A 24,064-nucleotide genomic window follows, 5' to 3' on the forward strand; every position below is an offset into this window, starting at 1 on the left:
AATTAAGCGCAAGGGGTTAATTTTAACCTTGCTGATGCGACTCAAGCAAGTCTGTAATCATCCCGCCCAATTATTAAAAGAGAAATCCTTAAAAGACGCCAAGCGTTCGGGGAAATTACTGCGGTTACAGGAAATGTTAGATGAAGCCATTTCAGAAGGCGATCGCGCGTTAATTTTTACCCAGTTTGCGGAATGGGGGAAATTGCTGAAACCCTATTTAGCCAAACAATTTGATCAAGAAATCTTGTTCCTCTATGGCGCAACTCGCAAGAAGCAACGGGAGGAAATGATTGACCGTTTCCAAAATGACCCCGAAGGACCCCCGATTCTAATTCTTTCCTTAAAAGCAGGGGGAACAGGACTCAATTTGACGCGGGCGAATCATGTTTTCCACATTGATCGCTGGTGGAATCCGGCGGTGGAGAATCAGGCGACAGATCGGGCGTTTAGAATTGGTCAAACTCGCAATGTACAGGTGCATAAGTTTGTCTGTACGGGGACGCTGGAAGAACGGATTAATGACATGATTGAAAGTAAGAAGCAGTTGGCAGAACAGACGGTAGAAGCGGGTGAAAACTGGGTCACGGATATGGATACGGATCAGTTGCGATCGCTGCTATTGCTTGACCGCACGGCGGTGATTGATGAGTAAGGGAGGAGTGCGATCGCATACAATAGTAGCAAATATTACCATTTTGCTTATTGCTATTTTCTGTTCTATTTCCATGTCGCATAAACACAGTATTCAAACAGTTCTTTCTTGCTGTTTCGCTTGCGAATAACTTGACTGCCAATATTGATATATCCGAGTTGGTATAAGAATTCTTCCAAAAGCTTTTCTGTTTTGACCGGAATCCCATAGAACGAAGAATTACCGACAATGTATAAAAGCACTGCATTATCCTGTAAGTTGTGACGCAAATTATCAACATGTAAGTACATATCATAGAAATATTTCTCGACATATTTTGCCATAAGCCGAGCATTCTTGTTTTCTGATTCCCCGATTTTGGAAACAATCTTATTCAGCGAACCTGACAATTCGATTCCATTAGAGTCCCAATTCTGTAATCTACTCGTCGCCACACCCCATGTTCCCCCAATAGCTTGCCAGTCTATCTCACCCGCTTCTTTGGCAGTATCTAGAAACTTTGTCCAATACATATACGGACGAAGTTCACGAATGTAACTCATCCGATTGGGGTAAGGTGGTGAGGTTACAACATGAGAATATTTCACATCTTTGGATACAGAGTATCGTGAATCAGCATAAAATACCGTTGCTTTACCTGTTAAAGGGTGACTGATACTATTAATTATCGCTGCAACAATAACTTGATAAAGCTGTTCAATTTGTTCAAATTCATACCGAGTAACTTGCTGATTAAACGACATAGAAACATGATTAAATGCGGCGGAAGAGGTTTCAATCACTAAACGGCAAAAAGCGACCCATGCTAACGAAGAAACATCACCCTCTTTCGGTTCACCAAATTCGCTGACCAAGGCTTGCCGAAGTGCTGCTAGAATTTTCAATGTATGTGTACTCCACCAGCGAGTAATGTTATAAATATTAGGAATCCAGCACTCTTGATCAATCAGACCTTTGCATTGATGAATGGTTCTTTTAATTCTCTGATTCAAGTCATTCAGTTCCGAGACCGAATAATTCCGGCATTTGGCATTACCCAGCCAGATCAGAAATTGATTAATATCTAAACAATGAGCTTGTAATCCCTGTTCAGCAGCAACTAAACCTGTTGTTGCTGTTCCAGAGAAAGGGTCAAGGATGAATGATTCAGGGGGAATCTTGTGAATAATCTCTGACACTAATTTTACGGAGTAAGCAGGAGTTAGTCGTAACCATCCATGCCGTCCCAGTTTTTGGTTGTATTTAAAGGTGTAATCTGACCTTTGCTTAACCTTAATAGCCATTACTCAGCACTCAGCAATGTTTCCAGAACCTCATGGATTTCATGCTTAATATCATCCGATTTCCTCTGAAAAAAATCTGCCAGATCATATCCTAGCACCTGTTCACAAAAGGCATAGAGTGAAATTTTTGGATCACCATTCATTGTGCCAATCAGAATTCCGCAACGGTTGTTGCGATATCTCAACACAATATCTGAATCTATTTGTGCTGAAAATATGGCAAATACCGGAAGATAATCATTTGCCCAAGCCACTGTAGCATTGTCTATGTCAGCATAACGAATCAGCCCCGTAGAGGACTTTAAATTCTTGAACTGAGAAACCTTTATTTGAGTTTCCCTGACCAAACTTTGGGCGATAGTCTTTGCATTTTCTAATCGGTTGAAGAAAGGTTTCTAGATACTCCTGTTCATCTGGCACATTATTGGTCATTGATCAATTGATATCATGTCCGGCGAAACAGTCATCATTTCCTTTTCTCTGGCAACCTTATTTCTTCCCTTCTGCCTTGGAGCCTTCTGCCCTCTACCTTAAATTGATGCAATTTTAGGGGTACGATATATTGTACCCCGACTAACTTAGGGATCGATCCAACGATCATCCGCTTTAATCAAATTAATTAACTCCTCAACTCCCTGATCTTCCGGCACCTTCTTAATCTCCTCCCGTCCCCGATACAGGGAAATATAACCCGGTTGCTTACCCACATAGCCATAATCCGCATCTGCCATTTCCCCCGGACCATTGACAATACAACCCATCACGGCAATATCTAAACCGGTCAGGTGTTTCGTCGCTTCCCGAACTTCGTGGAGTACGTCTTCTAAATTAAACAAGGTGCGCCCGCAGGATGGACAGGCGACATATTCCACCATCGTTTTCCGCAATCCCAAAGCCTGGAGAATGCTATAGCAAACGGGGATTTCTTTTTCTGGCGCTTCCGTCAGGGAAACGCGAATGGTATCGCCAATCCCTTCCGCTAATAGCGTACCAATACCCGCTGTAGACTTAATCCGTCCATATTCTCCATCACCGGCTTCTGTGACACCCAGATGTAAGGGGTAATCCATCCCCAACTCATCCATGCGCCGTACCATCAACCGATACGCCGCCAGCATGACGGGGACACGGGAAGCTTTCAGGGAAATCACCAGATTGCGGAAGTCGAGGGATTCACAGATTCGGATAAATTCCAGCGCTGATTCCACCATCCCTTCTGGGGTATCGCCGTAGGTAAATAGCATCCGTTCCGCCAGGGAACCGTGATTCACGCCGATTCGCATGGCTTTCCCTTGATCCCTGAGGGAAATGACTAGGGGTGCTAAAGTTTCCTTAATCTTTGCCCCAATTTGTTCAAATTCAGCTTGAGTATACTCCGTGCGATCGCTCTTTGGTTTCTCGAACACGTATAACCCTGGATTGATCCGCACTTTATCTACATGCTTGGCGACTTCTAGGGCGATTTTCATCCCATTGTGGTGAACATCCGCTACCAAGGGAACATCTTGGTACGTCTGAATCAGCTTCTGCTTAATTTGGGCGAGGGCTTTGGCGTGCGCCATACTGGGAACCGTGACTCGGACTATCTCACAGCCAATTTCATGCAAGCGGCGAATCCCAGCCACTGAACCCTCAAGATCTAACGTATCTTCATTAATCATTGACTGCACCACCACCGGATGTCCGCCCCCAATCGTGATATTCCCGACGGGTACCGGGCGGGTTTGGCGACGGTGGATAACGGTATCTAATGCTGGGGGTTTGGCAGCCGTTTGAGGGGTTGGAAGTGTTTGCATAACCTATCGGGATAATTTCTCTAGCTAAACTATCTGTATGTTCTCTATTCTCCCAGATTGCCACAGTTGGGGCGTTTTTGGGTTAAGGCAAGAGAAAGTGCGATCGCGTTGGGTAGTGTTAACGTAGGCTATATAGCAGATGGCAGAAGATTGATTATTGATACTTCGCCGTTTCAGCCGTTCACTATGTCCTAACCTGAATGGCACTGAAATCAGCCTTGTTAGATCGCCAAAACCTTTGATATACCGTAGGGTGGGTTTCGACTTCACAAGGGTCCACCAGCATACCAGTCAGTGACATTCGTCCTAACCTTAATGGCAATCGCGATAACTAGCCATAGCCGCTAAAAATAGGGATTTGCCGTGCCACGCCTGGTGATGGTACTGCGTATGATACCAATTCTCCTGCTCACGCTGTAGGACAAGAAATCATGAAAAGCTTTTCAATAACAAAAAATTTGTTTATTAATGCACCGCCGAGTTTACTCTTTGAGACGTTGACAAATTCAGAAAAGATTATCCAATATTATCCTCTGAAAGAAGTTATATCCGATTGGCAAGTTGGTAGCGATATTATTCTTAAAGGAAACAATAACGGTAAAGACTTTATTGATTTTGGTAGAATTGAGGTCTTAACACCTAATCAGAAATTTCAATATACATATTGGAGCGATAATCACGGTACAGATAGAACACCAGACAACCAGTTGACTATTTGTTACACTCTTGATGAAGTTGAAGGGGGAACGAATCTTCAACTGGAACATACCAACTTAAAGTCTGAACAAATGTACTCTGAAATGCTTAAAGTTTGGGATTTATTACTGTCGGGCTTAAAAAGTTTTGTAGAATCAGGTCAACTCAAAAACAGAGAATAGTAAATAATTAATGTCCTTGACACCCTGTAACTCAGTTAACAAAAATTTATGTCTATATACTTATTTACAGCAGATTTCAGGTTGATGAGGTACAGTCTCTAAGCAAGATCCCCCATTTCTTGAAGAAGTCGGGATCTGTCTGTGTACCTCACTTACTTGAAAAGCGCTGTATCATCATTCCTATCCTCTCTTTTGACTGAATCCTGAATTCTAAGTTGCCATGTAGTGGACAAAAGCAACACGCTTTACTCTCAGGGGAGTAACGGTTATAACTCTTTGCCCACCTTACATGACATTGGCTGATTGAGATTGGTGCAAGACGTGAGTTTAATCCAATTTAAACTAATCGGGAAAATCAGGGATCACCCACTTGGGAGGTTCCATCATTTTCTTCCGTCGCGCCTCCTCAGCTATCTCATACATTTTATCCAGTGACGTCTCATTGATAAATGTTGAGGCTTTAGCCGCATACTCCTTGTGGGGACATTTATCACCCAATACACAACCATTGACGCAGGCTTCAGCACAGTTTATGGTAGGTTCCACTTCTCCCCTCCTTATTTCCAGCTTCGTCGGACAATTTTAAACGCTATATCCTATTTCTCTATATTTACAAATTTTAATGCATTTAACCGAGTCTGGGGAATATAGTCTTATTGTTTGACAACTAGCCTATATTTTTTTATAATTTAACGTTTACTATTCTTTGACCAATGACAAATGACAAATGACCAATGACAAATGACCAATGACGAATACCTATCTCAACCGCTTCTTTTCCCCTTGATAGCGTAGCCACTCACCCACAAAGGCAATTGCCCCAGATGCGCCAATTAAAATTACACTCAAGGCATTAATATCGGGTTTAACTCCAGTACGAATGCGGCTAAAAATTTCCATCGGTAGCGTTGTCGATCCGGTTCCAGCCGTAAAGCTAGCAATCAGAAAATCGTCCATACTCAGAACAAAGGAAATTAAACACCCCGCAATTATGGCAGGCATCAATTCGGGCAATAACACTTTAATAAACGCTTGAAACGGGGTTGCCCCTAAATCGAGTGCTGCTTCTTCCAAATACGGATCAAGACTGGAGATACGCGAAGAAACGACAAAGGCAATGTATGCCAGACAGAATACCACATGCGCTGCCACAATTGTCCACAAACTTAATGGCGTGCCAATCACCGCCAGAAACACCAGAGTCGCCACTGCCATTGCGATATCGGGAATAATCAGCGGCAAGTAGGATACCCCACGATATAACCCCTTCCCCATAAATTGATAACGCACCAACCCCACCGCCATCAACGTGCCAATCACGGCGGAAATAACCACAGCCACAAAAGCAACCGTCAAGCTATTTTGCAACGACTTCAGCACCCGTACATCACTAAATAGCTTAATGTACCACTCCAACGTAAATCCCTGCCAATTGGCACTATAGGCTGACTCATTAAAGCTATAAAATGTCAAGACCAAAATCGGCAGATACATATAAAAAAACATCAGCAAAGAAAATATCCCTTGCCAAGAAAAGCTCGGCTTTAGTTTAGATGATTGCATCTCGACGGGAAGTTCCTCCTGCTGATGGCTTACTGAGTCTGTCATCTAATGCTGCTGGAAAATGGTTAAATAAATCGGGTTAACTGGATACGGTAACGCTCTTTTTTGGTTATGCTAACATCTCCAACTTGCAAGCGCCCTTTACCCCGAATCGCGATTAAGTCACCCGGTTTAACCGAGTAACTCGCTTGGCTAACGTCTTTCCAGTTTACCCGTACATCACCCGCCCCAATCAAATCTGCCATTTTACTGCGGGATGTGCCAAATCCGGCTGACGCGATCGCATCTAGGCGCATCGATGCTTCGACTGTCGTCATTTCTTTCTTCTTGGGTTCTCGAATCTTGAGTTGACTCAACTCAATCGGTCGAGTTTTCACCGGAACCGAACGCACTTGAGTTAGCTGCGTCTCCAGAAACGAGGCAATTTCTGGAATCACAATCACTTGAGCGCCACGTTCGCCTAAAACAATAATATCGCCAACTTTCTCTCGAACAATCCCGGTTCCCAGAATCGCGCCCAAGAAATCCCGATGCGTGGCTGGATCAAAGAGAAAATTGCCCTCAATATCTAACGCCGCTACCTCAACCTGAGACTGATCCAGAGGCAATTCTTCACGGGTGATCCCCAGCCGTTGACGTTCAGCTTGAGGATATCCTCCCCATGGCAAGAGTTGCACCTCTGTCAACCGAGAAAACTGCTGCTGAATTTCCACCAGTACAGGTGGTGAGAGGAAATCGGTTAACACCACTTCCCACGTTTTGATCGCTTGTTCCGCTTGATCAATCACACGGGCAACAGTATCACGATTTTCGACGCCTTTGAGTAAGTCCTCTCGTGGCAGCATAAGACCTAATAAATTATGAATTATGAATTAATCACAAATCATTCAGTATACCCCTGAATTGTCTCCGGCTCAAATCGCTTCAGTAGTGGGGTAGCTTGGCGAATTAAGTCCTCCGAACCTTTGACGACGATTATATATTTGCCTTGATTGAGACGATTGCGGTAAGGGAGTGCGTCACCACTACCCAAGGCAATGCCAACTCCGCCACCCACAAAAAAGCTGCCCATAGCTGCCGCGATCGCACCGAAGATACCGCCAATTATATGATTCCCTATGGGACCTATAGGTAGAATTTCGATCGCCGTGAGTAGATTAAAGGCATATCCAGCCGCAAAGCCAAAAGGGAGCAACCAGTAGGCGAGTTGCTTAACTTGCTTAATGGCTTGCAGATTCGGGTCAATTAAGCCAAACTCATCAGCGCTTTGATAGCCTTTCCCCAGAATCGTGACTTGATTCAGCGGCAAGCCTCTTTTTTCCAGAACTGTGTAAGCTTCTTCGGCTTCAATGCGATTTTTCAGGACAGCAATCAGGTAGTTCATAGTATCAGATAGAGCTAAATCGTTACAGAGGCTTCGGAATTAAATTCATTGACCTGACTTAGATATGACGGCAACAATCCAAAAGGCAGTTAGGGAGATGCCAACACCTCCTAAAGTAGCCCAAGTACTTATCGAAGGAGTTACGCCCGAATTTCCAGATTGCCCATCATACCCAAATCTTCATGATCAAGGATGTGACAATGATAAACAGTTTTACCTGCAAAATCTCGGAAAGGAATGCGAATGCGAACAGTTTCCCCTCTAGACACTAAAACTGTATCTGTCCAAGCTGGGTAAGGTTCAGATTTTCCGTTGCGGCTGATGACTTGGAATGGATTGGTGTGAATGTGAAAGGGATGATCCATCATTCCCGTATTCACGATTTCCCAGTCTTCAACTGTATTAAGCTGAACTTGGGTATCGATGCGATCGCTCTTGTAAGGTTGACCGTTAATTAGAAATACCATGCCCATCCCAGGCGCCATCCCGTGATTGAGCTGAAAACGTCGCACCTGTTGGGGTTCAGGTAACGTCGGTATGGATAAGAGTTTGGTGGGTAGAGGAACGGGTTCGATTGCTTTATCGTAGTTAAGAGTGGCTAGCACTGTTGGGGCGTTGTCATCTTGCCCCATCATACCTCTGCCACCCATCATACCTCTGCCACCCATCATGCCTCGACCACCCATCATGCCTCTGCCACCCATCATGCCTCTGCCACCCATCATTCCCATTCCGCCTCGATTATAGGGGAGATTCCGCAAGGAATATTGTCCTGGATTTCTATCCCCCCGCACCAGCACTTCTGCTCGTTGTCCAGGTGTTAGCAGCAATTCTGACATTTCTACAGGTTCGGCTAAGGAACCGCCATCTGTAGCAATCAGATAAAAGGGTTGACACTCTCTCGACTAAAGTACGAGAGATTCTGCTGACAGAACTAATTGGAAAGTTCCCGCTACGACCGCCAAACGCCGTCTAGACAGTTGGTAGGTATAAACCGACTTTCTGCTTACTTTTGTTCAAGAGCGTGTCCTCTATGGGGTTGTCTTCACTCTTGATGTCATTAGTATACATCACATAATTGTCCTGTCAGGAAAACTGGCGATTAAAATCACCAGCCAGCATTCCTCCCCGGTCTAAAGACACGGGGTTTCCTGCTATGGGTCGGATGATTTTCCAGAGACAGCCGATAAAAACGAGACGGGGAAGCATTGAGGATGCGCCATCGGAGTAAACCATTAGCGGGTAGGGATAATGTTGGGTTAAGCTGACCATTAATTGTTATTAGTTGTCCTTCCCGTCCCGTCATCGCTGACATTTGGTTGGAAGGCAACATTCGCCCGTTCTCATCCAGGGCAAAATCTTGGAGAACCAGGAATTCTTCCTGAGCGGCTTGAATTTCGGGAATGTCATCCAACTCCCCACGCACAATAAATAAACCCGCTAAACCGCCAAATAGCTGCTCGGCGACTAAACCATGACGATGGGGATGATACCAAAATGTGCCAGCCGGATGGTCTTGGGGAATCGTAAACTCGTAGTCAATTCTTTCTCCTGGCTCGATGCTGAGAAAGACATTATCTGCATTTCCCGTAACCGGAATGTGCAATCCGTGATAATGCAAATTGGTGGGTTGGGAGAGATTGTTGGTGAAGTGGATACGAACGGTATCTCCGGGTTTAGCTTCCAAACGAGGAGCAGGAATTTGTCCGTTGTAGCTTAAAAGATATGCCTGCTGACCCCCCAAATCAACAGCACCAGAACTGGCTTCTAGGTCAAGTTCTAGTAAACCATCCCGGCTTTGATGCAGTGAAGATCCGGCAATTGGTGATTTTGAGGTTGGTTTGCTATTTTGTCCGATTGCACAGCTTGTTCCTAAAGCCACTCCAGCTCCAGCGACACTTAGAGCAAGAAACGTGCGGCGATTTATCTTTGACATGGTTGATTCGGTTGAGTACGGCTTTTGCTTACTTTTGGTCGGGATCTGGAAAACCTCTCTCCAAACCTCTCTCCTGCAAGGAGAGAGGCTTTGAATTCTCCCCCTTCCGTAGCCAAAAAAGTGAAACATTCTTTAGTTGACACCAAGGGTTGATGGTGTTGCCTCAATCTGAATTAGTAAGACTGATACTCCTGAAAAACCTCAAATTTTCCATCCTGATTAAACGCCAACACTGCAAAGGATTCTTTTCTCTCCCCCGCCTCCATTCCCGGACTTCCCAAGGGCATTCCCGGTACAGCAATGCCAGCAATATCAGGCTTTTGCTGAACCAAACGTTTGATATCATCAGCGGGTATATGTCCTTCAACGACATAGCCATTCACAATCGCCGTGTGACAGGAGGCGAAGTCCTGGGGTACGTTATATTTTTCTTTAATAGCGGTCATTTCGTCGGTTTTAGTATCAGTAACCTTAAAACCGTGTTTTTCTAGGTGTTTCATCCATTCTCCACAGCAACCACAGGAGGGACTGCGATACACGGCAACTGAGAGCGGTTCTGACAGGGGTTCAATTTCTTGATCCCAGACACTGCCATTCATGCTAACGGGTTCAGCCGCAACAAGATTGGGTGATTGAGAATTGACTCCTTGGCTATTGGTGCTTTTTCCCCACACCCCAACAGTCAAATAGGTCGCTCCCAGCACTCCCACGACAGCAACACCCGATAACAGCAGGGGACGCGACTGTTGATGCATCCAAGAAGTTAGGCGTTTGAGCATAATTAAAACCTCACCATTAATTCTTTGTTTGGGGTTGGGACTCTACTTTGATTTTAAACTCTCCAGTTAGGTGGAGAGTAGAGACGTTCCATGGAACGTCTCTACAATGGTGCCGAAAGTCCTAATCGATGTGTCTACTGCTATAACTATCCTCTCAAAAGCCAATGAAATTAGCATGAAATTATCTTGGCTTTCCCTCTGCTTAATTTATTGGCTAAATCCAGACAGATTTCATCTCCATTTCATCTTGTTTTGGCATAATGACAACTGGTAATTCAGTCATCTACCGTGAGTTAGAGTTGTCGTCTAAAAATTGGAACTTACCCTAAACAGTTGACCGATTAAGTCTATGAGAGTGTTGCTAGTTGAAGATGAGCCAGACTTGGGGGCTGCCATTAAGCGAGCGTTAAGTCTAGAAAAGTACGTGGTTGATTGGGTTGTTGATGGTACTGAAGCTTGGGGCTATTTAGAAAATCAGGAAATGCAGTATACGTTGGCTATTTTAGACTGGTTACTACCAGGACTATCGGGACTAGAGCTACTGCGTCGGCTGCGTGCGAAAAAAAGTTCCTTGCCCGTTTTGATGCTAACCGCAAAAGACCGCTTGGAAGACCGGGTGGCGGGGTTGGATGCGGGAGCAGATGACTATTTAGTCAAGCCGTTTAGAATGGCAGAATTGCTAGCAAGAGTTAGGGCGTTGCAGCGGCGATCGCCTCAACTCCAACCTCAACAACTTCAAGTGGGAAGCCTGACGCTCGACTGCGGTACTCGAACGGTTTATCGTGTCGCGGCTACAGGAGAAAAACAGGAGGTTCCGCTGACTAATAAGGAGTACCAGCTTCTAGAGTATTTCATGAGGCATCCCAATCAAGTGGTGACTAGCGACCAAATTCGCAATCAGCTTTGGGAAGTGAGTGCAGAACCGATGAGTAATGTCGTGGCGGCACATATTCGCTTGCTGCGCCGCAAACTTGAATCAATCGGCTGCGCGATTCCGATTGAAACGGTACACGGTATAGGATACCGTCTTAACCTAGGCAACGATGCATAAAAATAAGCTATTTAGCCAGACTCGCGGGAAATTGGCACTCTCCTATGCTTTCGTCATGGGTGTCATTTTGAGCCTGTTGGGGTTTGGCGTTTATGAAGCGATCGCTCATGCTCATTTAATCACTTTAGAGCGGGAGTTAAAATCTGTAGCCGGGACACTCCATGACAGCCTAGAATCAAAACTCAAGCAGCCTGGACAAGTGGAGCCAAGGGTTAGGGATATTTTACCGAATCTTTGTCTAGTGGAGATAAACTGCTCTCCAGCACGGGTGAATGGTGAACGCCACAGGCTCAGTGCTGTTAATCAAGGAGACTACTATATCCAGCTATTTGATCAGTCAGGCAGTTTGGTAGCGATCGCAGGGGCTGATCCAGCCGGATTACCCCTCGTGTTTAACCGGGACTCTTGGCACACTGTATCAGATGAAGAGGGCAACACCTATGAGCAAATTTCCCTATCCCTACATACCCAAGATCAGCAGGATTGGGGCTACTTACAGGTAGGGCGTTCTGTGCAAGACATCAACGACTACATGAGTACAGTGAAATTGATATTGGGATTGGGGTTGCCAATCGCCATGATTCTCGTTGGCGTTGCCAGTTGGGGGTTAGCGGGGTTGGCAATGCAACCCATCTACAAATCCTACAAGCAAATCCAACAATTTACTGCTGATGCGGCTCATGAACTGCGAACCCCTGTAGCTGCGACACTGGCGACGGTAGAATCGGCTCTGTTGATGCCCAGCTTAGATGAAAACGAGGCACGAAACATCCTGGACATTGTTGAACGACAGAATCGGCGGTTGAGTCAGTTGGTTGCGGATTTGTTATTTTTGTCTCGCCTGGATCGGCAACCTGTATCGGTGCTACGTCAGAGGTGCTGTCTGAATGACTTGGTGAGCGATTTAGTTGAGGAATTAGCCGCCTTAGCTGTTGCTTCTCAGATCACGCTAAGTTCTGAAGTACGAGTGGGAATTCCCCTAGAGATTATCGGGGATGAGGAACAGCTTTATCGCTTAGTGTCTAATTTAATTATCAATGCCATCCAATATACTCCAGTTGGGGGAAACGTAACGGTTATTTTAGACAAGAGTGATCACCATGGGATGATTCAAGTTAAAGATACAGGGATTGGCATTGCCCCAGAAGACCAAAGACAGATTTTTGATCGCTTCTATCGAGTGAATAGCGATCGCTCTCGTCATACGGGGGGTTCGGGATTAGGGTTGGCTATTGCCCGCGCGATCGCGCAGTCACACCACGGTAGTTTGCAGGTACAGAGTGAATTCGGCGTTGGCAGTATTTTCACCCTGCGATTGCCTTTGGTTGGAAGTTCCGTGACATCTCCTAAACCAACCTGAGTATAATACTAAATCCAGGTCACTTACCCCCGTTTTGGTTGGGACAAGGCAGAGGGCAGAAGGCAGAAGGGATAGAAGGAAAAGTAGCTAAGGGATAAACGGGGTTTCAAACGCGGATTTGGTATAAGTACTTAAACATTCATTCTGAGCGCGGTAAGCTGTCACGCATTTAAATTGGGAATGGGTAGCGAGCAAGATGCTCGCACTACAAGGATTTCCTCATTATGGACATTAAGGTTTAAATGCCAAAAAGCTTACTCATAACTGTTAACAACCCTCGCATTAATCTCATCTCATTGCTTGTGTACATTCCCCTGTTCTGGTGGTCTTAGTACTCTATATGAGTTTGTTTACTTAAGAATACTTTTCGTTGTTGAGATTATCCAATAATTATCCCGATTCTCCTCCATCGTTCACAGCAAAGACATAAAAATAAAATGAGATAGCTTAGATCCAAAAACAAGAAAAGTAAAGTAAAGTATTTAAACTCAAAAATGTTTGAGGTATTGGTTCAATTATCAGCCTAGTTGTTCTCACTTCCAAGCTTTTCAGATAACCTCAAGACAGCATAAAGGCATCAAGTTCATCGATATCGTGGATAATAGCCATTGCCGCAGTTGGACCAAAAGCAGCAACACCTACACCTGTTGCTGCTGCTGCTGTTACCGCTGACTCCTTCATCTTTGTAGCTTTATCTGCCTCAGCCTTAATTGGCTGAGCTACCTTGGTAAACTTGTCGAATTCCACCTTGAATTCATACACTGACTTATCGAACTCTTTTGGTGACTTGGCAAAAGTGTTGACATATTCCTCGCAAGCCTGAATCACTTGCTCAGTAGTCACTTTGCGTTTCTCGTACAGTTCTACCGCTCTTTTAGTTACATCTGCTGCAACTGTCTGATATTCTTTATCAGTAGCTTCAAGCTTAGCTAAAGCTTTTTTCTTTAGGTCACCGTTTAACATTTTTGGCTCCTTATATCCCTTTCTATTCCGTGCAGCCTTATTCTTCAGTATCAACGGTCAAATGATGAAGTTACCGTGAATCAAGATGAAGATCGTGTGAATCTTTGCTGCTGTCGTTAGCAGCTAGGTTCTAGCCAAAAATGCCATTCAGGTGTGCGTCCAGTCAGGATTTCATTCTGATTTCATAATTAACTGATACCTTTAAATAGATACGATTCTTCAGTAGTCTGATCCAGACTGAATGTCTTATGTCTCTGGAACCTCCCCTACCCCATTCGGATATTGACGAGTCTTGTCCCAACGCTCCAGACTCTTTATCTGAATCTCCTGACTCTTTAACGTCCGAACCAGACCAAAAAGTGCGACAGCCGTCTAACCGCAAGAAATACGGACAGGTTTTATTAGGTTTAGGAGTCTTCGCTGTACTCAGCGGCAGTATCCTCCTGATCACCGATCAAATCAAACCGACTAACTCTATGGCTGGGATGGAAGGTCATGATATGTCGGGAATGTCTCACGATGACATGATGCAGGTGAATGGTGCGTTTAACCCGATTCCGGTGACGGTAGAGGTGGTGCAGTCTGGAGAATTTGAGGCAAATGTATCCTACACCGGATCGATTATGCCCTATCAGGAAGTGGTTGTTTATCCACGGGTTGCCGGACAATTAACCAATTATTCAGTTTATCCCGGCGATCGCGTCAAGGCGGGACAAGTGTTGGCTCAATTGGATGCCACCGAACGCTCGACGGAATTGGCAGAAGCCCAAGCTGAAGCCGATGCGATGGAAACCTCGTTGCGGGCTAGCCAAGTCCAGATTGAAGAACAGACTCAAGAAATTGCTCGCTTGCAAGCCGAACTGGATTATTTACAGCTACGACAGAATCGCTTTGCCACCTTAGTCGCAGAAGGCGCCATTGCCCAAGATGACTTGGATATTGTCGCCTCTGAAGTGAATGCTAAACAGGCGGCGATTAGGAAAGCCAAAGCAGCACGGACAAGGCTAATCGCCGAAGTGGATCAAAATCGCGCCAAGGTTGGTCAAGCGCGAGCGGAGGTGAGTACAGCGACGGTAATGCAAAGTTACACGAAATTGCAATCTCCGATTAGTGGTATTGTCCAAACTCGTATGGTTGATCCCGGCGTTGTCATACAGCCCGGTATGGGCGTGCTGAAAATCGGCGACTATTCGCGAGTGCGACTCCAGGCGAATGTAGCACAGGAGGATGCTGGATATATTCGGGTGGGTACACCGATTCAAGCCCAGGTGCCAGGGGTAACGGATCAACCTTTAACTGGGAAGATTACCAGTATTTTCCCCCAAACTAACAATGACACCCGCACGGTGACAGTGGAAGCGGTGGTGGATAATCCTCAAGAGCGTCTGTTATCCGGGCAGTTTTTGGATATGACTATTCTCACCAATCGCAAGGCAAATACGATATCGGTGCCTCGAAATGCGGTTATAGAGTTTAATGGTGAAAATTCGGTGTGGGTTATCCAGGATAACCAGGCGCAACGGCGTCAGGTTGAGACAGGGATGAGCAGTGGCGATCGCATTGAAATCACCAACGGACTTAAAGTAGGCGATCGCGTGATTACCTCTGGGGATAGTCGTCTGGTTCCTAATGCTCAAGTGACGGTGGTGGATGACACTGGCGATCCCGTACCGATGCTGGGTGAGAGTAATCAGGACAAAATTGAGGTTGCGATCGTTCGCCCTGATCCCACCAAGGGATTTAAGTCAGGGGGTGCTGAACTCATCCTAGAAGTGCGTGATCCCAATACTCAGGAACCCTTACCCGCTAAGGATGTGGCGGTAGACGTCACCATGCCCATGCCGAATATGCAGCCGATGACTACGATGGTGGAACTAGAACCAACGGACAAACCCGGACAATTCCAGGTCAATACTCATTTTGGCATGGCGGGAGAGTGGCATATTAAAGTCGAGGTTAAAGACCCCGATTATGCGGGTCAAACTATGCTCAAGGTGGCAGTTGAGTAACATTATCAGGCAATAGTAGAGACGTGCCATGGCACGTCTGGAAAATGGGGAAGAAAAAAATGCAATCCTTTTGATTTCACAATTGTTCAATTCTATTTCAGTGAGGATTCTGATGAAAAAACTTTTGTTGCTCGTGCTGACAATCAGCGTTTTAACCACCGCTTGCAGTAGTGCTAATCAAGTGGAGAGTGAAGTCGAAACCGATGCAGCTACTGCTCCGACAACCGAAACGATGGCATCCTCTGCCGAAAATGATGTAATCATCACCATGGTGTCTCCGGAAGATGGCACTGTGCCGATGGGTGATGCGGAATTCGTGGTCGAGGTAATTGATCCCGCTACCAATGAACCTGTAGCCGTAGAGGATCTACAAGTCGATCTGTCTATGGAAATGGAAGACATGGAGCCAATGACAGCTATGACTAAGGTAGAACCTGATACTCAGCCTGGACGATACAAGGTGATGACTAACATGGGTATGAAAGGAAAATGGATGATGGCGGTGAAATCGAATGATCCGGCTATGTCTGGACAAGAAACATTTGATATTGAGGTGAAGTAGTTATTCGTCATTTGTCATTTGTTAGGGAACAGGGAACAGCGGGTGTAGTGTCGTGACCCAGCTAAAATAGGATTTTGTTTGTAGTGAGAACTTTAGTTCTCGCTCCGCATAGCTGGAGAGGGCTGAAGCCCTCACTACGTACCCAATCTATTGAACCATTTTAGCTGTGTCAGTCCGCCATCGTGCGTTAGCGTAAGCGTAACGCACCATTTCAAACGATAGTAGTGAAACCCGCCCCTACAATTTCCCCATCTCCCAGACGCGCCATGGCACGTCTCTACATTTCCCGTTCTACAACACTTGGACAAAGCTAGACAAAATTGGATCTTGTTAGACATTATCCGGATTGCTTCCTGTTTCACTCTGGCGGTGTCGGCACTCAACCAGTCCACAGGCTTAAAATCGGACGGAACTCGCCCTACTCAAGTCTAAATACGTCAGTAATTGTAGTAATTTGAGAAGCTTTGCTGCTTTAATCCGTTATTTTCAGCGCCATTAAGGTATGCTGGATTTCTCAACCGCCTTATTACAGGTGCGCTACTCTTGTAGAGACGCGCCATGGCGCGTCTCTACTTTTTTACGGGGTCTCAGGCCCCTAAGATTTTTAGCTTGGTTTTCGCTTGCGTTCATTATAACACAACAACACCTGGACAAAATATCCAACAATGTCCAAAAGTGTCCAGCTTTTTAGTTACAGTTACTTCCCCCCAGCGCTCCCATGATCAAAACCTTTCTCACCCGTTGGTCAATTAAGCATCCGGTAATTGTCGCCGCGCTGTACATCGCCGTGCTAGTCCTATCCGTACTGAGTCTAATACTCCTACCGGTGCGGATGATGCCCTACGTGGAAAGTCCATTGGTGTCGATTGTCACCATGGCACCGGGTTCCTCTCCCACAGAAGTTGAAACCTATATCAGTAAGCCTATTGAGCAGCGGCTGACGGTGCTGGACAATGTGCGGTTTATTCGCTCTAGCTCCCAGCAGGATATGTCCTTAGTGACGATTCAATTTGCCTGGGGAGACGATATTAATCAAGCGGTGCAATCTGTGCAGAGCATCATGACGGCTGCGGAGGGAGATATTGAGTTAGATGGCTTGAACTCCCGTTCCTACTGGGTATTGCCGATTGACCCTCTAAATCGTCCGGTGCTAACTCTGGCGCTACAGGGAGATGGCTGGGACCCGGTGCAGCTACGGGAATTTGCGGATAACACCCTCGTTGATCGGCTAACCCAAGTGCCAAATGTCCAGGCTGTGTCTATCTTCGGCGGCTATCGGCGACAGCTTCAGGTGGTGGTGGATCGACAGAAGTTAGCCGCTTACGGGTTATCGATTTTGCAGGTGCGCGACGCAATTGATGCCAATAACGTCAGCCAAGGGGCTGGGGTGCTGACGCAGGGTGACTCGGAAATCCTAGTGCGGGCAGATAAACGGGCGCTGAGTGCGGCGGATGTAATGGATTACCCCGTTTTAGAACAGGATGGGCAGGTAGTTTACGTCCGAGATGTGGCTACCGTAGAAGATACGTTTGAGGAACGGCGCAGTGGCTACCGCTACAATGGCGAGGCAGCTTTAGCGGTGAATGTGATCCAGAAGCCGGATTCGAGTTCCCCGAAGGTGATCAAGCAGGTACGGGCAGAACTGGAGCAGATTCAGGCAGAGTATCCGGGTCTTAGTTTTGCAGAAGCTTATGATAACTCCTACTTAGTCAATATTATTCTTGATAGCACCTTCCAGGAACTGCTGATTAGTGTGTTGCTAGCTGGGGTGGTGATTCTGATCTTTTTGGAAGATTTCCGCGCTACGGCGCTGATTATGATCTCCATCCCTACCTCTCTGGCTCTCTCCACCTTGCCTTTTATTCCCATTGAGATGTCCCTTAATTCCTCCACCCTGATTGGGATGATGATGGCGATTGGCAAACTGGTGGATGATTCCATCATCGTGATCGACTCCATTGAGCGGAAACTACGGGAAGGGCTACGCCCCCGACAAGCGGCAATTCAGGGAACGGGGGAGGTGTTTCTGGCAAGTGCAGCGGCAAGTTGTGTAATGATTGCAGCACTGGTACCAACGATTTTGGCGGGAGGGTTGACGGGACTGATGTTTGTGGGCATCGTGTGGCCCATGGTGTTTGCTTTTATCGCCTCGCTGATTGTGTCGGTAACGCTGATTCCCCTAATTGCAGCATTTGTGCTGAAGCCACCCCAGAACAGACGCCAACGAAAGACGTGGTTGCAGTGGCTGTTGACCCCAGTGTGGGTAGGCTTTCAGAAACTCGAACAGGGCTATGGTTGGCTGCTGGAGCGCTGTATGAACAATCGGGAGGTGACGCTGGCGATCGCGGGATCTGCTATTGTGTTTGCGATCGCACTTTATCCGTTTGTGCCTCAAGAAATGATGCCCCTGGGGGATTCGGGTCAGTTTATGGCATCACTAGAGATGGAACCGGGTACGTCTTTTGCTAAGACGGATGAGAGTACCTATCGCTTTGAGCAGATTTTACTCGCCCAACCAGACATCGACAAAGTGTCCTCCCAAACGGGGTTTGAACTGACCCGTAATAGTACCTATTTCAGCGGTTACAGTATGGGCAGCGTTAACTCCGCCTCTCTGATTGTCACCCTCAAGGGCGATCGCAACCGTGACATCTGGGAAATTATGGATAGCGTCGAAGCTGAAGCCCGCCGCACTATTCCTGGTTTGCGTCGCATCGCTTTAAAGGAGATGGGTGTAGACGTAATGGCAACTTCTGCGGCTCCGGTTCAGCTTGCGGTGTATGGGGAGGATTTAGACATACTCCATCGTTTAGCCCAAGACGTTCTCCGCATCGCTGAAGATACGCCCGGTTTAGTCATGCCCCAAACCAGTTCAGCCCTAACTCAGCCAGAATATCAGATCAAAGTTGATCGCCGCCGCGCCGAAGAACTGGGAATGAATGTGCGGATGGTGGCAGAACAAGCCCGCTACGCCCTCACAGGTGGCTTTACCCGCCGCTATTACAACCGCCCCAACCTGCGGCAAAATTCGATTCTGGTGCGCTACGAGGAGGAAGAACGCGGCACCCTAAAGAATTTGGCAAACACTTACATCACGACACCGATGGGACAACAGGTTCCCCTGAAAACAGTCGCTACCCTGGAACGGCATAATGGTCCTACCTTGATTGAGCATATTAATGGTAAACGGGTGGTGTATGTCAATGGCTACTACCGGAAAGGGGGTCCGGCTTCCATGGATTTGTCGATGGCGATCGCGATGCGGGCGGGGATGGAGTTGCAATTCCCTCCGGGTTATGGTACCGATTCCATGGGTGATATGACCGACATGATGATCGAGTTTGACCGTTTGCTCAAAGGGTTGCTCGTATCACTGATTTTAATTTATTTGATTCTCGTCATTCAGTTTGGCTCGTTTATTCAACCGTTGGTGATGATGCTGTCAGTTCCCCTACAATTAGTCGGTGTCTTCGGCGGATTGATTTTGGCAGATCAAACCCTTTCAAGCGTCTCAATTCTGGGCATTGTCATCCTATCCGGTTTGTCTCTATCCGCAGCAATTCTACTACTCGAATTGATCCTGGCGAAACGAGAAGAAGGAGTTCCCCGCGACGTAGCGATTCGCATGGCAGGTCCAGTTCGGTTAAAAGCAATTACCATGACAACCTGTACCACCGTTATTGTAATTGTGCGGCTGGCGTTCTTCCCAGAAATTGGTATGGATGCCTATTCGCCCATCGCTACTGTAATTCTAGGGGGGTTGCTACTCTCCACCCTGTTAACTTTGGTGGTAGTACCAGTCGTGTATTCCTTCATCGACGATGCCACCGAATGGCTGAAGCGGCGCGGGCGGCGACAGCGCCTGACTCAACGCCCAGATGCCATTTTGGGAAAGTGACCTAAAGCATCGGTTGGTGTAACCACAGTCAAAAGAAATGGCTCTCCCGTACTTGTGGTGGAAAACCCTATATTAGTGATAGCTTCCCTAAAAACATTGTTTTGAAAGCCTTGCCCCACAAAGTTTCCAAGAATAATCAGGTTTGCTTATCACCCTAGGTACGGGAGAGCCACATTTCTTGACCAGCCATAGTGTTGCCTAACTTCAAGCGTAGCACCGAAGAACATGTTAAGAAATTTGGCTAGTGGATGAAATGTGCTGTCGCGATCGCTATCCTAGAAGAAAAATCAAAAATTACTGGAAAACTCGGTAGTCAGTCTGTTAGGATAACCGATTTCACCAGTTCCCAAACCGTTAAAACCTGATGCAAGTCATCTGTGCAGACACAAGGCGTAGAGAGGTGAAGGCGGAACGTCTCGGCAAAAGGGAATATTGATTAACGAGTGTTACCTTATGTTGGAAATTTCAGTAAATGATTTAATTACTGGACTGATGGTCTCAGCAAACCGCCAATCTGAGTCAGTAGTTGAAAGGCACAACAGCTTAGGGTCAAAACATGGTGGAGCAAGTCTTAAAAAAACGTTACCAAATCCAGAAACCGCTCGGTAAAAATGGTGGACGACGCACGTTGCTGGCGCGGGACTTACAAACCCAGGAATTAGTCGCTATCAAACTCCTCACCTTTAGTGACGATTTTCAATGGGATGATCTCAAACTGTTTGAGCGAGAAGCCGAAACCTTACAATCCCTCTCCCATCCGGCAATTCCACGTTACTTAGACCACTTTCACGTCCAAACAAGCAAGACTAAAGGCTTGGCATTGGTACAGAGTTATATCCAAGCGAAATCATTGGAAAAATGGGTTAAATTTGGTCGTCAGTTTAACGAAGCAGAAATCAAGCACATTGCTAAAGCATTACTCGAAATTTTAATGTATTTACACACACAGCATCCGCCAGTGATTCATCGGGATATTAAGCCGAGTAATATTTTATTGGCAAACCGCTCAGGTAACAGTGTTGGTCAAGTGTATTTAGTTGATTTTGGCTCAGTTCAAACTTTAGCCGCAACCGAAGGTAGCACGATTACAGTTGTGGGAACTTATGGCTATATGCCGCCGGAACAATTTGGTGGACGTGCGGTTCCAGCGTCCGATCTCTACAGCTTAGGTGCCACATTAATTTACTTGGTAACCGGGATGCATCCCGCTGATTTACCCCAGGAGGATTTGCGAATTGATTTTGAACCAAAAATCCCTCTCAATTCAGGCTTGATCAACTGGTTGCAATGGATGACTGAACCGGATTTGAACAACCGTTTACCCTCTGCTGATCAAGCCTTAAAATCCCTGGAAAAACTGGGCAATTCAGAGTCGCCAGTGGTCAGGAACTCTGAGGGCAGTAAAGTTCAAGTCAAAAAAGACCGTAATAGTATAGAAATTTTTATACATAATTCTTCGGAGACAACAATTGGTTTAGTTGTTTTTAAGTGTATATTTTCAATCGCCGCTTTTTTAGGTTTTTTGCAATTCCTAGGAATTGGCATATCATCGATAGTGAATGTATTTACTGCAAACTCTGTTTACGAAAAAATACTAAGTGGATTTTCTGGTATTTTATGCCTCAGTGTTTCTTTCATTATCATATCAGCCATTATCTCTCTTTTTTCAGCATCTAAACAATCTACCCGACTCCGAATTGACCAGCATAACATATCATTTAATAATCGAGATCCAATTCCCAAGAGTGCTATTTGGAAATTAGGATTTTCACAGGATTACAATACAGACTCACCTGTTGGTCACGACATTGAGATTTGGGTGGGAACACAGCTCTATACAATTCCTACTGAGAATCTGACTGATCGCGAAGTTGATTGGATTGCATCTGAACTCAGCAATTTCTTAGATTTACCGCTTAGTAAATCAAGCCTGAATTAAACCAAAACGCAAAACTATAAACTATTTTTACTAATTTTATCAAGAGGAAAATAAACAATGGTAACTAAACTTTTAAACAAGCGTTACGCTATCCAAAAACAGATCAATAAAAAGGCGGGACGACGCACTTTATTGGCACGAGACTTAAAAACTAAAGACTTAGTGGTGATTAAGTTGCTGATTTTTGGAGAAAATTTTAAAGCGCATGATTGGAAACTGTTTGAACGAGAAGCCAAAACGTTAAAACTCCTTTCCCATCCAGCAATTCCCCGTTACCTAGACTATTTTGATATAGACGCATCAATGGGTAAAGGATTAGCGTTGGTGCAAAGCTATATACCCGCTAAATCATTAGATCAATGGTTAAAGAATGGACGAACCTTTAGCGAAGAAGACATTAAGCAATTGGCTCAAGTCCTGCTGGAAATTTTGCACTACTTACATGAGCAACAGCCGCCCGTTATTCATAGAGATATCAAGCCCAGTAATATTTTATTGGCAAACCGATCAGGTAACAGTGTGGGTCAAGTTTATTTAGTTGATTTTGGTTCAGTACAAACCCTAGCAGCCCAAAAAGGTAGCACAATTACTGTTGTAGGAACTTACGGATATATGCCACCTGAACAATTTGGTGGACGAACGGTTCCGGCTTCCGATCTTTACAGTTTGGGTGCAACACTAATTTATTTAGTAACAGGGAAACATCCAGCCGATTTTCCCCAGGAGAATTTGCGAATTCAGTTTGAATCGTTTGTCAATCTAAGTTCAGAGTTGCTTGATTGGTTGAAGTGGATGACACAACCCAGTCTAAATCGTCGTCTAGCATCGGCTGGGGAAGCACTGAAAGCTTTGGCACACCCTCCTCAAAAAGCCGATATCTTTGCTGGGGTAGAAAAACCGTTTGGGAGTCGGATTAAACTTAAAAACAATGGTGATAAATTAGAGATTTTAATTCCGCCAAAACGATTAAAAATTGATTTAGGTTTTGTCTTGACTATTATTATAAGTTTTGTCCTGCAAATTGGTGTTCCTGCGGTAGGTGTTTTTATGTTAATAAGTTGGATGGCTAACTCTGGATACTTCGATTTATTGCTATTGATTTTTGTACTGGTATTTGCTAGTGTTCTAATCATCTCAGTTGGCAAAAATTGGATTATAGTGCAAGCTGGTTTCTCGTCTATTATTCGTTTAATCGGATTGACTAGAATTAATCTTGAAAAACAAAAAATGTATTTGAGCTACGAGTTAATTGGGCGGAAAATAAACCAAAATGCAATCCTTAAAAAGACTATTAGTAAACTGAGCTATATTCAACCTTGTTCGCTGATAAAGGAATCCTTGAAAGGAGAAAAGTATACCTGGTCAATTCCGCCAACCATTATAATCCTTGCTGAACAACAAAACCATGCCTTATCTGCCGCTTTTCTAGAACTCGTTGAGCCAGAAATGGAATGGTTAGCTCACGAAATCAGTGAATGGTCGGGTGTGCCGATTACGGTTGAAGACGGACGTCAAGAAGTAGAGCAAATGATGAAAACACTTGACTCCTGACCGAAAAGTTTGACGAAAATAGCGACGCCACTTGAAGTGAGAACAGTCCGACTCCTAGTTTAGGTATATTATCCATCTGTCAGCCAGAGATTTTGACGAAGAATGCGCTACCTTTTGGATACAAATGGTGGTGTGATGGATTGGAACAGTCGTTCAATCTCAGTACGCGATCGCTCTAGTCAATCCTAAACTCGGCTGACCCCAATCCACGGGAGTTTGAGCGGGTGGAGCGCCTGTGGGTTGAGGATTGGCATCATTGCCAACAACCGGGAAAACCCTAAAAACTTTAAATCTTTCGGTCAATGTGGTCAGCACTGACCCATTTGCCGTTACAATAACCTACTGCGGTCAGTCATCGCGATTGTCCGGTGATAACCCTATTGTGGAATAGATAAGCTGTCCACCATTAATTTACAGTAAGGCGCAATCGGCATAGCTCATTTCAACCCATCTACTGGCA

The 24,064-nt window shown here is 45.5% G+C and carries 20 protein-coding genes and 2 pseudogenes; 9 read left to right on the forward strand and 13 right to left on the reverse strand.

From position 1 onward, the window contains the following. A partial coding sequence (locus tag RIC07_RS08375; RefSeq protein ID WP_446394117.1) for a DEAD/DEAH box helicase occupies positions 1 to 652 on the forward strand: 652 nt, incomplete at its 5' end. A 65-nt stretch (positions 653 to 717) separates the two neighbouring features. Here RIC07_RS08375 and RIC07_RS08380 read toward each other — a convergent pair. The 4 genes from RIC07_RS08380 to ispG form a co-directional block, all read right to left on the reverse strand. Continuing rightward, entirely contained in the window at positions 718 to 1,935 is a 1,218-nt protein-coding gene (locus tag RIC07_RS08380; protein WP_446394118.1) for a DNA methyltransferase, read from the reverse strand. Then, entirely contained in the window at positions 1,935 to 2,189 is a 255-nt protein-coding gene (locus RIC07_RS08385; RefSeq protein WP_446394119.1) for a hypothetical protein, read from the reverse strand. The genes RIC07_RS08380 and RIC07_RS08385 overlap by 1 nt, the downstream gene beginning before the upstream one ends. A gap of 16 nt (positions 2,190 to 2,205) precedes the next feature. Continuing rightward, the gene (locus tag RIC07_RS08390; protein WP_446394120.1) at positions 2,206 to 2,367 is read right to left on the reverse strand and encodes a hypothetical protein; all 162 of its coding nucleotides are present in this window, start codon (positions 2,365 to 2,367) and stop codon (positions 2,206 to 2,208) included. A 146-nt stretch (positions 2,368 to 2,513) separates the two neighbouring features. After that, the gene (ispG, locus tag RIC07_RS08395) at positions 2,514 to 3,731 is read right to left on the reverse strand and encodes a (E)-4-hydroxy-3-methylbut-2-enyl-diphosphate synthase (protein ID WP_446394121.1); all 1,218 of its coding nucleotides are present in this window, start codon (positions 3,729 to 3,731) and stop codon (positions 2,514 to 2,516) included. 431 nt (positions 3,732 to 4,162) lie between these two features. On the opposite strand from ispG, the gene RIC07_RS08400 reads away from it, so the two are divergent. Further along, positions 4,163 to 4,609, forward strand: a complete 447-nt coding sequence (locus RIC07_RS08400) for an SRPBCC family protein (protein ID WP_446394122.1) — start codon at positions 4,163 to 4,165, stop codon at positions 4,607 to 4,609. Between the two features lie 342 nt (positions 4,610 to 4,951). Here the strand turns inward: RIC07_RS08400 and RIC07_RS08405 are convergent, their stop codons facing one another. The 7 genes and pseudogenes from RIC07_RS08405 to RIC07_RS08435 all read right to left on the reverse strand — a co-directional run bounded on the left by RIC07_RS08405 (position 4,952) and on the right by RIC07_RS08435 (position 10,271). Further along, positions 4,952 to 5,155 (reverse strand): hypothetical protein, encoded by a 204-nt coding sequence (locus tag RIC07_RS08405; RefSeq protein WP_446394123.1) that lies wholly within the window; start codon positions 5,153 to 5,155, stop codon positions 4,952 to 4,954. A 213-nt stretch (positions 5,156 to 5,368) separates the two neighbouring features. Further along, positions 5,369 to 6,217, reverse strand: a complete 849-nt coding sequence (locus tag RIC07_RS08410) for an ABC transporter permease (RefSeq protein ID WP_446394124.1) — start codon at positions 6,215 to 6,217, stop codon at positions 5,369 to 5,371. Between the two features lie 20 nt (positions 6,218 to 6,237). Continuing rightward, positions 6,238 to 7,017: a photosystem II S4 domain protein gene (locus RIC07_RS08415; RefSeq protein WP_446394125.1), complete on the reverse strand. Its 780-nt coding sequence runs from the start codon at positions 7,015 to 7,017 to the stop codon at positions 6,238 to 6,240. Between the two features lie 38 nt (positions 7,018 to 7,055). Then, positions 7,056 to 7,556, reverse strand: a complete 501-nt coding sequence (locus RIC07_RS08420) for a hypothetical protein (protein ID WP_446394126.1) — start codon at positions 7,554 to 7,556, stop codon at positions 7,056 to 7,058. Positions 7,557 to 7,696: 140 nt separating this feature from the next. Continuing rightward, a pseudogene (locus RIC07_RS08425) lies at positions 7,697 to 8,455 on the reverse strand (multicopper oxidase family protein); the annotation flags it as partial. 263 nt (positions 8,456 to 8,718) lie between these two features. Beyond that, positions 8,719 to 9,492, reverse strand: a pseudogene (locus RIC07_RS08430) (multicopper oxidase family protein); the annotation flags it as partial. 173 nt (positions 9,493 to 9,665) lie between these two features. Continuing rightward, positions 9,666 to 10,271 (reverse strand): DUF411 domain-containing protein, encoded by a 606-nt coding sequence (locus RIC07_RS08435; protein WP_446394127.1) that lies wholly within the window; start codon positions 10,269 to 10,271, stop codon positions 9,666 to 9,668. Between the two features lie 349 nt (positions 10,272 to 10,620). On the opposite strand from RIC07_RS08435, the gene rppA reads away from it, so the two are divergent. Next, positions 10,621 to 11,322 (forward strand): two-component system response regulator RppA, encoded by a 702-nt coding sequence (gene rppA / locus RIC07_RS08440; protein ID WP_446394128.1) that lies wholly within the window; start codon positions 10,621 to 10,623, stop codon positions 11,320 to 11,322. After that, a complete protein-coding gene (gene rppB, locus RIC07_RS08445) occupies positions 11,315 to 12,682 on the forward strand; it encodes a two-component system sensor histidine kinase RppB (RefSeq protein WP_446394129.1) in 1,368 nt (455 codons plus the stop codon). Before rppA ends, rppB begins: the two co-directional genes overlap by 8 nt. Positions 12,683 to 13,240: 558 nt before the next feature. Here the strand turns inward: rppB and RIC07_RS08450 are convergent. Next, on the reverse strand, positions 13,241 to 13,645 hold the full coding sequence (locus RIC07_RS08450; RefSeq protein ID WP_446394130.1) for a hypothetical protein: 405 nt from the start codon (positions 13,643 to 13,645) through the stop codon (positions 13,241 to 13,243). A 248-nt stretch (positions 13,646 to 13,893) separates the two neighbouring features. Here RIC07_RS08450 and RIC07_RS08455 point away from each other — a divergent pair, with 248 nt between their 5' ends. The 5 genes from RIC07_RS08455 (at position 13,894) to RIC07_RS08475 (ending at position 23,604) form a co-directional block, all read left to right on the forward strand. Continuing rightward, positions 13,894 to 15,654, forward strand: a complete 1,761-nt coding sequence (locus tag RIC07_RS08455) for an efflux RND transporter periplasmic adaptor subunit (RefSeq protein WP_446394131.1) — start codon at positions 13,894 to 13,896, stop codon at positions 15,652 to 15,654. A 112-nt stretch (positions 15,655 to 15,766) separates the two neighbouring features. After that, positions 15,767 to 16,216 carry a FixH family protein gene (locus tag RIC07_RS08460; RefSeq protein ID WP_446394132.1) on the forward strand — a complete coding sequence of 150 codons (450 nt, stop codon included), beginning with the start codon at positions 15,767 to 15,769 and terminating at the stop codon, positions 16,214 to 16,216. A gap of 721 nt (positions 16,217 to 16,937) precedes the next feature. Continuing rightward, positions 16,938 to 20,114, forward strand: a complete 3,177-nt coding sequence (locus RIC07_RS08465) for an efflux RND transporter permease subunit (RefSeq protein WP_446394154.1) — start codon at positions 16,938 to 16,940, stop codon at positions 20,112 to 20,114. A 556-nt stretch (positions 20,115 to 20,670) separates the two neighbouring features. Beyond that, on the forward strand, positions 20,671 to 22,053 hold the full coding sequence (locus tag RIC07_RS08470) for a serine/threonine protein kinase (protein ID WP_446394133.1): 1,383 nt from the start codon (positions 20,671 to 20,673) through the stop codon (positions 22,051 to 22,053). 57 nt (positions 22,054 to 22,110) lie between these two features. Next, complete coding sequence (locus RIC07_RS08475) at positions 22,111 to 23,604, forward strand: serine/threonine protein kinase (protein ID WP_446394134.1); 1,494 nt, start codon at positions 22,111 to 22,113, stop codon at positions 23,602 to 23,604. 159 nt (positions 23,605 to 23,763) lie between these two features. On the opposite strand, the gene RIC07_RS08480 is transcribed toward RIC07_RS08475, so the two are convergent. Next, positions 23,764 to 23,919 (reverse strand): hypothetical protein, encoded by a 156-nt coding sequence (locus RIC07_RS08480; RefSeq protein ID WP_446394135.1) that lies wholly within the window; start codon positions 23,917 to 23,919, stop codon positions 23,764 to 23,766. Between the last annotated feature and the right edge of the window lie 145 nt (positions 23,920 to 24,064).

It is taken from the genome of Coleofasciculus sp. E1-EBD-02 (assembly GCF_040218245.1).
Lineage (GTDB): Bacteria > Cyanobacteriota > Cyanobacteriia > Cyanobacteriales > Coleofasciculaceae > Coleofasciculus.